This is a genomic window from Chryseobacterium sp. T20, from assembly GCF_047345655.1.
In the GTDB taxonomy this organism is placed as follows: Bacteria; Bacteroidota; Bacteroidia; order Flavobacteriales; family Weeksellaceae; genus Chryseobacterium.
The window spans coordinates 55,096-67,875 of sequence record NZ_JBLFDU010000016.1 but is presented as its reverse complement, the minus strand read 5'-3'; the positions used below and the strand labels follow the sequence as shown (position 1 = coordinate 67,875).

10 protein-coding genes are annotated in these 12,780 nt (G+C 32.3%); 6 read left to right on the top strand and 4 right to left on the bottom strand.

Annotated elements, in window-relative coordinates:
* Positions 1-7 precede the first annotated feature (7 nt).
* Together ACMA47_RS23415 and ACMA47_RS23410 are read right to left on the bottom strand one after the other, a co-directional pair.
* A complete protein-coding gene (locus ACMA47_RS23415; protein ID WP_413931724.1) occupies positions 8-754 on the bottom strand; it encodes a metallophosphoesterase in 747 nt (248 codons plus the stop codon).
* Between the two features lie 120 nt (positions 755-874).
* Entirely contained in the window at positions 875-2,263 is a 1,389-nt protein-coding gene (locus ACMA47_RS23410) for an MFS transporter (protein WP_413931723.1), read from the bottom strand.
* Positions 2,264-2,405: 142 nt separating this feature from the next.
* Here ACMA47_RS23410 and ACMA47_RS23405 point away from each other — a divergent pair, with 142 nt between their 5' ends.
* On the top strand, positions 2,406-2,876 hold the full coding sequence (locus tag ACMA47_RS23405) for an Lrp/AsnC family transcriptional regulator (RefSeq protein ID WP_413931722.1): 471 nt from the start codon (positions 2,406-2,408) through the stop codon (positions 2,874-2,876).
* A 328-nt stretch (positions 2,877-3,204) separates the two neighbouring features.
* On the opposite strand, the gene ACMA47_RS23400 is transcribed toward ACMA47_RS23405, so the two are convergent.
* Complete coding sequence (locus ACMA47_RS23400) at positions 3,205-3,720, bottom strand: hypothetical protein (protein ID WP_413931721.1); 516 nt, start codon at positions 3,718-3,720, stop codon at positions 3,205-3,207.
* A gap of 17 nt (positions 3,721-3,737) precedes the next feature.
* The gene (locus ACMA47_RS23395) at positions 3,738-4,739 is read right to left on the bottom strand and encodes a hypothetical protein (RefSeq protein WP_413931720.1); all 1,002 of its coding nucleotides are present in this window, start codon (positions 4,737-4,739) and stop codon (positions 3,738-3,740) included.
* A gap of 498 nt (positions 4,740-5,237) precedes the next feature.
* Here ACMA47_RS23395 and mnmE point away from each other — a divergent pair, with 498 nt between their 5' ends.
* From mnmE to ACMA47_RS23370, 5 genes are all read left to right on the top strand, one after another.
* Positions 5,238-6,623 (top strand): tRNA uridine-5-carboxymethylaminomethyl(34) synthesis GTPase MnmE, encoded by a 1,386-nt coding sequence (gene mnmE, locus ACMA47_RS23390; protein ID WP_413931719.1) that lies wholly within the window; start codon positions 5,238-5,240, stop codon positions 6,621-6,623.
* 513 nt (positions 6,624-7,136) lie between these two features.
* Positions 7,137-7,490, top strand: a complete 354-nt coding sequence (locus ACMA47_RS23385) for a hypothetical protein (RefSeq protein ID WP_413931718.1) — start codon at positions 7,137-7,139, stop codon at positions 7,488-7,490.
* Positions 7,491-7,922: 432 nt separating this feature from the next.
* Positions 7,923-9,668 carry an ATP-dependent nuclease gene (locus ACMA47_RS23380; protein WP_413931717.1) on the top strand — a complete coding sequence of 582 codons (1,746 nt, stop codon included), beginning with the start codon at positions 7,923-7,925 and terminating at the stop codon, positions 9,666-9,668.
* Between the two features lie 186 nt (positions 9,669-9,854).
* The gene (locus ACMA47_RS23375; RefSeq protein WP_413931716.1) at positions 9,855-11,810 is read left to right on the top strand and encodes an AAA family ATPase; all 1,956 of its coding nucleotides are present in this window, start codon (positions 9,855-9,857) and stop codon (positions 11,808-11,810) included.
* On the top strand, positions 11,797-12,645 hold the full coding sequence (locus tag ACMA47_RS23370) for an HNH endonuclease (RefSeq protein ID WP_413931715.1): 849 nt from the start codon (positions 11,797-11,799) through the stop codon (positions 12,643-12,645). The genes ACMA47_RS23375 and ACMA47_RS23370 overlap by 14 nt, the downstream gene beginning before the upstream one ends.
* Positions 12,646-12,780 lie beyond the last annotated feature (135 nt).

Sequence of the window (12,780 nt, the reverse complement as noted above, 5' to 3'; positions counted from 1 at the left end):
TTGTTTGCTAAACAACAATCAGCAATTCCTTATCATAGCCATTATATTTTTCATCAATATACCCATGAGGATTGCAGATGACTTCTGTTTCTCCGATCTTATATCTGCACGGCGTATGAATATGCCCATGAATCCAGTATAAGGGCTGGTATTCTTTAATTACATCTTCCAAATCTGAAGCATACGCAGCTGTTAACGGATCTTCTTTGTAATGTTCAGGAACAGATTGTATGCTGGGTGCATGATGGGTAACGATTATATTGTTAAGTCCTTTTGAGTCTTCAAGACTTTCTTGTAACCATTGTTTTGAAAGCTGATGAATTTTAAAGGTATCCAAAGTTCTCATCTTTGAATAAGAAGGATCTCTCCTGATCATTTTATAATCGTTCATTTTGGGCTGACAAAGCATTCCGTACTGAACAGGATTTCCAAAGATTGAAAAATCCGTCCATAATGTTGCTCCATGAAAACGAATACCGTCAATGTCTACAAATGAATTTTCCAGCACATGAACATTCGAGTCCAACGCTACCTCTTTGATTTTATGCAATGTTTTTGGGTAAGAACCTTTATAGTATTCATGATTACCCAATACATAGATTACAGGTTTATTGGGTATTGTTTCTTTAATCCATTCTATTCCTTTGATTCCCAGATTGACATCGCCTGCCAACACCACCACATCTGCGTGATCAAAACATAATTCCGTACTTCCAAATTCCCGGTGAAGATCGCTGATGAACTGTATTTTCATGATATATAGTAAACAGCAAAGGTAGTAAAGGGAAACAGAATAGCAAAAATCAAAAAAAAGAACCGGCACCTAAGCACCGATTCTTTCCTCATATAGTTTGTGTATTTTTAAGGCCGCTTGTTATGAAACGGCTACTTCTGCCTGCTTCACTTTTACGCTTTTTACTATAAAATAGAATAACATTCCGAGCGCTAATAAAGCGTAGCTGATCAAAATAATCAGATTCAGGCTTCCTACAGAAAGTTCTGATGGAAAAATATGACTCATCAACGTCATGAATGACAATCCGATACCTGCTCCCAAAAAGTAACTTGTAGAGCTCAAACTTGATGCCAATCCGTAATGTGTAGGTTCAACATCCTGAATTCCCATCACTGAAAGTGCGGTAAAACAAAATGTCATTCCAACTCCGGAGATGCATGCAGCTCCCAACAAAACTACTGTTAGCGGATGTCCTGTATAAACCGAAATTAACAGTAATAATCCTCCGGCCAGCATAAATGACCATCCTAAAACACCCATTTGAGAAGAACTCAGACGTTTTGATAGGTGTGGCAGAATGAATTTAGCCGTTAAAGCAGACAGAATACTGAAGGGAACAAGCATTAATCCTGCAGAAGCAGCACTATACCCCATATCTTTCTGAAGCATCAGTGAAATCAGGAATAAAAACCCGATAAAAAACGCTCCCAGGGTAAAGAATACCGCATTGGAAATGACTAAAGATCTATGTTTAAACAGTTTTAAATCTACCAAAGGCTCAGCAACAGATTTTAAACGGTAGTACACCATAACAAGCAGTACTAATGCTAAAACCAAAGAACCGGTTATCAGGAAAGGCTGTTCTTTAATATGAATCAATTCGTGCGTTCCGTAAGTCAGACTTAAAAGACCTAATACCATTAATATTCCTGAAACCACATCTGTTTTCTGAGCGGTTTCGCTTTTTTCATCTGCCGGCAGATAATAGTACGATAACACCAATGTGATCAAAAGAATAGGAACATTGATCAGGAAAACCCAGTGCCAGCTCAGGTAAGTACTGATAATTCCTCCTACGGAAAGTCCGCTTCCTGAACCAATGGCAGCAAATGAACTGAAAATTCCGATAGCACGGTTTCTTTCCTGTTCTCCTCTGAAAGTATTGGTCACAATCGATAAAGCTGAAGGCATCACCAATGCAGCTCCCAATCCTTGCAAAGCACGGAATATTGCCAGCACTTCAAAGTTTTGAGATAATCCTGCTCCTAACGAAGTCAGCATAAAAATCAGCGCTCCCAAGAGAAACATTTTCTTTCTTCCGATCTGATCTGAAAGTTTCCCTCCAATAATCAGAAATCCTCCAAAGAACAACACATAAAGCGTCTGCAACCACTGAACCGTCTCTGCTCCAATCTGAAACTGCTGCTGAATAGAAGGAATGGTTAAATTAATAATGGCAATATCCAACGCCTCTACAAATGTTCCTACCGATGCTAAAATTAATATTAAATTTTTCCTTGTATCCATGTTTCAAATTTCCTGCAAAATTAAAATTAACAGAACGTATTTTAAAATTTAACCTTAAATTTGGAACGATATCTAATATTTAAAACATTTAAAAGAACAAAATACCTGATCTATCAGAAAAAACCTATAAAAACAGAACAAAATGGCAACTGAAAATTATACTCCAGATGAAAAAGACTTATCCATCCTCCGTCTGCTTCAGAAAGATGCGAAGATGAGTGTCCGTGATATTTCGGCAAGGATCAATTTGAGCCCTACGCCTACGCATGAGCGTATCAAACGTATGGAAAAACAGGGAATCATTAAAGAATATACTGCTGTGGTAGACCGTAAAAAGGTCAATAAAGGAATGATGGTGATCTGTATGATCGCTTTGAATGTTCACAATAAAAAAACTGCGGGAAAATTTATTGAGGAAGTTGGTAAACTGAAGGAAGTGGTAGAGTTTTACAATATCAGTGGAGATTTTGATTTTATGCTGAAAATCCTGGCTCCCAATATGGATGAATTTCATGAGTTCTTTGTCAACAAACTGTCAGAAATTGAGGGAATTGGCCAGACTAAAAGTATTTTTGTGATGAACAGCATCAAGGAAAGCGCTCAGATTGTTTAAACTAAAAAGCAGCCATGTGATTCAGAAATAAGTAAGGAATGTTACACATTAGATTTCAATGAGATTCTTCCTATGTCAGAAATCAAAGATTCGACGTAGTCAATAAACTTGTTTAAATTTTTTTGAACCATTAAGATTGCATTAAGGTGTTTAGAATATTAAGATGAGCTTTGCTTTAAGCTTAAAAATCAGAATGATTTATCTTAACTAGACTTTATTTCTTAAATCCTTCTTAATGGTTCAATATATATATTGAGCATTTTGATAAGTTTAAACAACTCCAATGACAAGAGCCAAATAATTTTCTCTTGTGACATTCTATTTTAACTTATTTCCAGTAATTCCACACTGATCCGTCAAATACTGCCAATGTCTTACTGGTTGTATCATAGCACATCATCCCCGGATAAGGATTTTTCACGTTAAGATGTGGCGTGGCTATCTGAGGAAGAATCATCGCTTTATTCTGAGATTCCAGAACCAATACACCATCAGCAGAACTTGTAGCTTCTCCCATAATCACTCCTTTTCCTGTTTCTGCAGAATTATTAGCAGCAATTGCACTTGAACTTCCGGCATCTGATAATGATTTCCAAACATCATTTTCGTAGACCTTCACTTTATTATCTGTTACATCAAAAATGAATGTTCCGTTCTCTAAAGTTCCTGCAGGAAATCCGGAGGTTGCGGGAAGAATTAAACCTTTTGTATTTCCTGATACATTATTAAAATCCAACACTGTGCTGTTTCCATCTACCGCCTGCTTACCAATCGCTACTTGCGCAAAAACCGAATTAAAAATAACCAATGCGGCTGCCAAACTTATATTTCTTATATTTTTCATACTATTTATCGGTTAAATTAATCGTTACAGCTTCTTTGTACACATTTCCATTCGGTTCCGTTATAAAGCTTCACACATTTATCCTGAATATCATAGAGAAGCATTCCTTCTTTCGGTTCTGCGATGGCGTTTCCAGGTTGTGGAGTCTGGCTTACATGATGAACTCTGGTAATGACAAAACCTTTATTTTTTGATTCCATAGCCAGGAATCCATTAGGAATATTTTCAGGCCAGGAATCGCTTTTCTGCTGTATGGTAATTCCAAATTTTGTATATCCGTCAGGAGTTCCTGAAATGCCGGGTTTTGTACAAAATCCATCAATCTCATTAATAATAAGAGGGGCATTTCCACAACTTGATTTATCTTCAGACAATCCTTCAGGCCAAAGAGAAGGACACATGGCTTTGGTTGCATTCGGTCCACAAAAACTGGAATTCCCCATTCCTAATCCTGTTACAGATCCCATGACAATAGCTACGATCTGGCTGTCATCACTGATAATGGAAGCTCCACCTCCACCACTTACGTCTGCTTTTGCAATACAATACGCTCTTCCGGTAGGAATACCTACGTATTCAACAGAAGGATAGGTTGTAGACTGCTGGGTAAATGTTCCACAAATTTCTACCACACTGCTTGTTCCCATTTCAATAACAGAAGTTGTTCCGGGATAAAAACCACCAAATGACGGATCTTCCTGAACTACTGATCCTACAAGGGATAAGAAGGATTTAGCTCCTAATTTAATTTTTGAATTCTTCTGAGATCCGAAAGTTCCTACTTTCACTGTTCCTGTCGACTTCACACTTGCTCCATCACCAATTTCCAACACTCCATCTACCTGAATACTATTCGATTGCAATTGTCCGGATTGAATGATAAGGGTTGCTCCATTTGGAATGCTGATGTTGGTACTTACACTAAGGGTTCCGTTGAGGCAATAGGTATTTCCGCTTGTGATCGCCTGTCCGGTATAAGGAATGCACTGCGCATAAGTCATTGCACTGAAGACAAGCATTAATAAAAAAGATAATTTTTTATTAATATTTAAAAAAAATAGGTTATTCATATACATTTATAATACTTTAACAAATTATTACTGTTTAAATAAAAAATATTTAAGTTTTCAACATCATCGACCCCACTAACAACAATTAATATACCAAACAACTGTTTAATTTTTTCATTTTTATATGATATTTAAACACTATATATGAATGCCAAGGTTATCAAAAAACACTTATAATTGTTACACCACAACAAATTACACTCTTCACATGGCACTTATATTCAACAGAATTATTTTCTAAATTTTACATTTCAAATGGCGTTTTCTTTACATGTTTAATAGGAATAATTCTGCATTTATTGATAGAGTAAGTACATCTTTCATACAACCCCATCCTCAAAACGTAGCCTGTTTTAAACCTTAGCTGTTTTTAACTGAATAAAACAATAGATAATCTGAATAACCGACCTGAATGAAAATTCACATTAAAAACCGTAAATTTGCAGCATGAATAACGATACGATATGTGCACTGGCTACGGCCAATGGAATAGGTGCTTTAGGCATCATCCGTGTTTCAGGAAATGAAGCTTTATCTGTAGTTCAGAAAAGTTTTCCGGCCAAAAATCTGGAAAAACAGAAATCCCACACCATTCATTACGGTTATTTTATGGATGAGGAGGAAGCTATTGACGAAGTAATGCTTTCCATTTTCCTGGCACCGAAAAGTTTCACCACTGAGAATTCTGTGGAGATCGCTTTTCACGGCTCTCCGCATATCGGAAAACGTATTCTTGAAACCCTGATCAAAAACGGAGCGAGAATGGCCAAAGCAGGGGAATTTACCCTTCGTGCTTTTATCAACGGCAGAATTGACCTTTCTCAGGCGGAAGCGATTGCCGATGTGATTGCTTCTGAAAATGAAGCTTCGAGAAAAGTTGCGATCAACCAGCTGAAAGGAGGAATTACCAATGAAATATCTGTATTAAGAACTGATCTTCTGAATTTTGTTTCTTTAATTGAACTGGAACTTGATTTTGCGGAAGAAGATGTGGAATTCGCAGACAGAAGTGCCTTAAGCGGATTATTGGATAAAATTGAAGTTAAATTAAGTTCTCTGATTGAAAGTTTCCAATACGGAAATGCCATTAAAAACGGAACTGCTGTTGCCATCATCGGAAAACCGAATGCCGGGAAATCCACGCTGCTGAACTCCCTTTTGAAGGAAGAAAGAGCGATTGTGAGTAATATTGCGGGAACAACGAGAGATACCATTGAAGAAGTTCTTCATATTAAAGGTCACGCTTTCCGATTAATTGATACTGCCGGACTTCGTGAAACGGTAGATGAAATTGAAGCAATCGGGGTAAAAAAAGCAAAAGAAAAAGTAGAAAACGCCAATATTTTGGTGTATCTGGCAGATGCTGCAACCGAGGATTTTTCTGAGGATATTGAAATGATTCAATCCTTGTTAAGAGAAGATCTGAAACTGATTATCTGTGCGACAAAAATTGATGAAGTGACTCCTACCAAATACGAAACGGTAGAAGATATTTTCAGAAATGCGATTTCTCATGATTTTGACTTTATTAAAATATCAGCAGTTGAAAATCAAAATATTCAGGATCTGAAAAATGAACTTTCCTCTTATGTGGAGCATTTGAAAACTGAAGAAAATAACGTTGTCATCACGAATCAACGACACTTTGAAGCCTTAAGAAAATCCATGGATGCCGTTCATAAAGTGAAAGAAGCTATTTCTTTCCAGATCTCTACAGAATTACTGGCGTATGAGCTTAGAAATGCCTTGGAACATCTTGGAGAAATCTCCGGAGAAGTGACCAATGATGAGGTGCTGGGGAATATTTTTTCTAAGTTTTGTATCGGGAAATAGATCCAATCTTCTTTATCATATTTTAAGAATTTTGAATTCAAAATATAAAACAGCCTTTTTTGAGGCTGTTTTTTTGTTTATTGGATCTCCAGCTCAAAGTTCCCAGACTTTGAAGCTTTATTAAAGTCACGACATTGAAAAAAGTATAGTAAGAAAAATCAAGAGTCATAGTACATATACACTCCCTATTGAAACATTTTATAGAATTTGCAAAGCAATAAAAATTACTCTTGAACAATTTTAAATGAATAAATACCGACAAAAGTTGGTGTTTTTTGTTATTAGTGATGATTGTTTTGAAAATAAGGAAAAAAACATTTCTGCATACCAAGAACAGTTCACATTTTAGATTGATTTTACTTTTCAAAAATGTTCAAATACGGAAAACCGTAATACAAAATAGATAAAATTATTTATTTTTGCTAAGTATAGAGTCAATTAGATGAAAAGTACTTAGCTAGCTTAATATATAATTTAGAGATTGATTTTACAAAACATCAAAAAGCTAAAACTATGAGCTTAAATACAAGTTTAAAGGATAGACTCAGTAATACAACCTTGCTACTTACTAACGCATTATTTACTGTTTTTGAATCAGTTATAAATTCTATTCATTCTATTGATGAATTAAAAAAGAAGAATTATAGTTATCAAGCTAAAATTATTATAGAAGTTATTGGGTCTGGACAGATATCTGCTTTTGATGATGTAAAGTCTAAAATTAATAGTTTTGAAATAATCGATAATGGAATTGCTCTTAACGAAGATAATTTCAACTCTTTCCAAACATTAGATTTTGATTTTAAAACAGATTTAAGAGGCCGAGGTATTGGAAAATCATTGTGGTTGAAGGCCTTTAAAGTATAAAAATAGCAAGCATATTTGTAGAGAAAGGTGGGTTGTTTGAGAGAACATCTCGGTTTAGTATTCAAAAGATGTTCTGATGAAAACTATAAAAAATATCATTCTAAAATTCGAGAAACATCAATTTTGCTTACCGATATATACAATAATTATTGAACCAATTTCTCACAACACTTTAGAAAATTGTCGGTGGGACTTTATTAGAACTGGTAGGACTTCCGATATTATTGTAGTTGACAGTAATGAATCTGTCTCTTTACAAAAAAAAATGACTATTTAATGATCAATGCTTCTGAAAAGAAGATTTTTCATATTCATAACGAGAATTTTGAATATAGTAAAGAAGAGAAATAAAGCTTTCTTTGATAAGTTAGTTTGCTGACTAATTGATTAAGAAATCTTCATAAAATAGTAAAATAATTTTAAATAAAACTAATGGCTAATATAAGATTGAGAAGTTTATCTATTGAAAATTATAGATCTTTTGGAGATGTACAGGAGTTTCAATTTCCAAATTCTGAATACCTCAAGCCAGTGTCAATTATCGGCTACAATAATGCGGGAAAAAGTAATTTTTTAAGCTCAGTATTATATGGTATTGGAGAGAAATTTATAAGTCAAAAAACTTTTGAAATTGTAGATTTACATAACCTCGATGCTGAAAATAACATTCATATTAAGGCAACAATAGATGCTAGCGATTTCGCACCTCCCAATCAATATGGCTACAAGCAAACAATCGCTGGTGATTATCATATTCAAACAGCAAAAATTGATAATGAAATTAAAAGTTCTTGTGATCCATCATTTTTTGGTAAAAATAAGCACTACAGTATATTTTATATTAATTTTCACAATATTAAGGAAGAAATCTCTACACAAAAGACAAGTTGGGGAAATTTAAAATCATTTTTAGCAAAACATATTCAGAAGTTGGTTGATCTAGATCAAACAATGAAAGAAAAGAAAGAAGCTTTTCAAGAAGATGTTAAACGTACAACTGAAACCGTTTTAGCAAGCTCGCAGTTACAAGACTTTATACAATCTATTCAAAAAAATTATCAACAAAATTTAAGAAATAATTCTTGTCACGTAGAATTTGGATTGCCACATTATGAAGACATTTTCTTAAAGATGATGTTTAAAGTGGGATTAAATGGCACCACAGATAACCTAATACCAATCGAACATTTTGGTGATGGATTTATATCAATGTTTGTAATGGCTGTTATTCAGGCAATAGCAGAAACAAATACTGAAGATAAATGCCTATTTTTATTTGAAGAGCCAGAAAGTTTTTTACATGAGAATCATCAAGAATACTTTTACAAGATGGTTCTTTGCACATTATCAGAACGAGGTCATCAAGTTATTTATACAACTCATTCCGATAGAATGATAGATGCATTTGATACAAAAGGTATTATTCGATTAGAAATGGATGAGAACAATCAAACAATAAAAGCATACAATAATGTCGGTGAATTCAGCAGTCCCTTTACAGATGCAACACCTGAAGATTTTAATGAACCAATTAATGTAACTCGATTTAATGAATATATTAAAACTGTCGAACCAAATTTAAATAGAATGCTTTTCAGCAAAAAAGTGATATTAGTAGAAGGTCCTAACGATATTTTAGTTTACAAAGAAGTTATTCGTCGCAAAGTTTTAGAAGCTATTACAGGAAGAATAGACATTTTGGACCATAACAAATTTGCTGATACATACTTGAATTTTGAAAATATCTCTTTTGTATGTCATCACGGAAAAGCGACAGCTTTATATATAGTAGAATTATGTAAACATTTTAAGATAGATTACTATTTAATTAATGACTGGGATTTTGATTTAGAAGATGTGCAAATTCAACAAATAATAGATTTCCCTGATTTGGCGGCTTTGAAATTAGATATTTTATATTCTGATAGTAATAGTACAAAAAAAGGAATGCTAACCACAAATAAAAATTTGATTGAAAGTACTAATTTAAGTAATCTACATTTTAATGTAAAAAAGTTGGAAACGGTAATTGGCTATGCTAGTGATGATAAAAGTGGAATTAAGATTTGGAATTTGGTTCAAAGTCCTGGTTTCGTCATTACAGAGAATTTATATCCAAGTTCTTTAAATAAATTTTTAGAAATTAATACATTAAGTCAAGAAAATCAATTTATATAAAAACAATTAAATGAAATATACGGAATCCTAATTAGAAAAGTCATCCATCCATCTTCTAAAGAGAAAAGAATATGACTATAAAGCCCTCTATAATCATAAATATTATGAAATGGCAACTGAATTAAAAGCAGAAAATTCGCCCTCGCATTACAAAATTTCATGTCTTTTTACTAATAAATTAATATAATGTTAGAACTTTCAAAGAAATTAAAACTAGACATATTAAGAACATTATTAACTGAAAATGAACTATTTGGAACACCTTATAGTAATGGAAATATAATCAAATTTTTAGACGAAATTCTAAATTTAAAAGCATTACCATCAGAAGATGCGAGATTCAAAAATGCATATGATGATGCTTACCAACATTTAGTAAACAATAACGATTGGGAATATGATTATGTATTAACTGATAGATTCAATATAATTGATAATACAGAAACATTTATAGAGTTTTTAAATAGCATTATTCATCCTCATATTAGAAAGAATAAGGATGAAATAATGAAATATTTTCTAATATTAAATCCTTATTTAGAAAAGGAAAACTTAGGCTTAAAGGCAGTTAGGTTAGATACAGATGGTTTAGTTGTTTATGAAGTAAATGTAAAAGAGGATCCGGATAAAATTCCGTTAGGTGTAGTTGCAAACGATTTATCTTTTTTTGTTGATAATAAACCGACAGGTTTTTTTGACAGAAAAAATAGTCATAAAATTCCAGAGATTTTCCCATCTTTTGTTTTAGCTTTAAATGACCGTTGGAATGATTTCAGTATAGTTTCAGAATACGCTTTGTTTTTTTACCAAGATATTCAAGACTGCACTTTAATTGGTAAATTAAAAATCATTCATTTTGAAGATATTAAAACTCAAAATGTAATACCTACTACCTTTAAACAGCTTGATAATAATTTTTGCTCATTAGGGCAAGAATACAAATTTTATGAAAATATAAAAGAACTTTTTGGCGGAACATTTAAAAATATCCTATGGGCACTTCAAGACACCGCATTCTTTCCATCAATTCAAGAAAATTTTGAAAGAAATAGTAATTTTAAAGAATCATTAATTAGAGATGACAATGCTGAACGTTTAATGCGTGAAGTTAAGTATAAAATCTACGGCTTAACTTCAAGCAAACTTTATAGTTTCAAGTATAAATTCCAACCAAAATTTGCTGAAAATGAATTAGAAGTTGACTTTGATTTTGATACAGGTAGCAAAATTCCAAATAGAATTTATACTATAATTGGTAAGAACGGAACTGGGAAAACTCAGTTAGTAACAAGTTTACCAATAGACATATCAAAAAAAAACGATTCTAATTTCACTCCCAAAACACCTTTGTTTAGTAAAGTAATTGCCGTTTCATATAGCTCGTTTGATAGATTTGAAATACCCCAAAAAACAGCTGAATTTAATTATGTCTACTGCGGCTTAAAAGATGAAAATGGTAGACGTTTGGAGGAAGATAAATTAATTTTAAGGTTTCAGAATTCATACGAAAAAATAAGTAAACAAAAACGAACACAAAGATTCGCAGATACATTGCAAGAATTTATTAACAAAGAATTAATTAATGAATTTCTTCCTTTTAATATTGAAAGCAATTCGTATGAAATTAACTATGTTAAGTTTATGAATATTATAAAGATTTTAAGCTCTGGTCAAAGTGTTTTAATATTTATTATAACTGAAATAATTGCTAATATCAGATACGATTCTTTACTAATTTATGACGAACCTGAAACGCATTTACACCCAAATGCAATTTCATCATTAACAAACACAATATGTGAATTAAGTAGAATTTTCCAATCCTACTGTATAATCGCAACGCATTCACCAATAATTGTTCAAGAAATCTTGTCGAAAAACGTATATGTAATTGAACGGGAAGGCAATTACGCTACTATTAGAAAGCCTAGTAGAGAAACGTTCGGTGAAAACTTATCTACAATTATAGAAGAGATCTTTGGTAATAGAGAAATTCCAAAACAATTTAAAATCATCTTATCAGATTTAATAAAACAAGGAATGTCTTATGAAGATATAATTAAAGAGATAGAATCTGATAATGTTCCTGTTAGCCTTAATACACGTTTATTTCTAAAAAGTATTATTGATGAAAAATCTTAAACCTTATAAAGAATGTTCAAGTGTTTTTTTAGATGATGTTTTAAAAGCAAAAAATATTTCTAAAAAAGATCCGGAATATAAAAAAAGAGTAGAAATCTTAAAACCATCTGTTAAAAAAGAATATTTAACTTTTGAAACAGAACATACCGCAAATAATCTTGCTTCACTTACCACTGCCGGTTATGTAGGTCAAGATAAAATTGATTTATTAAAATTATATAAATATGATAATTCAGTAATACAAAAATTAAACGAAGAAGTAACAACTCTTGAAGGCAATAGATTAATTAATACTTGCCAAAATTGTACTATAAATGAAATAAATTCTTTGGATCATATTGTACCAAAAGATGAGTTTCCAGAATTCGCTGTAAATCCAAGAAATTTATTTCCTTCATGCTCTAAATGTAATGGACATAAAAGTTATGTTTGGAGAGAAAATAAAAGGTCAGTATTCCTGAATCTTTATTTAGACAATCTACCTGAGGAACAGTATTTATTCTGTAGTCCAAAATTTGATGCAGATAAAATAACTTTAAGATTTACAGTAGAAAATAGATTTGGTATTGAACAAAATCTTTTCGGCCTAATTGAAAATCATTATAAAAGACTACATCTACCAAAAAGATTTAGAAAAAATAGCCACGATACAATTTATGAACTCAGTAAAGAAATTAATAAATATAAAGATAAAATTAGCAAAGATGAGTTAATAAAAACTATAAAGGAAGATATAGTTGAAGAGAAAAAATATTATGGTTTCAATTATTGGAAAGCCATTATAAAAGAAACGCTTATAGATGATAAGACCTACTTAACTTTAATGTTTAATTAACGAACTAAAACCATTTTTCGCCCTATAAATAAAATTGAGGTGTACACACGAAATATATAAATTTACACATTTGCAATCGATAGCTTCTAAGTATTTAATTTACAACACTTAAAATATACAAAAGCGTACAAATAA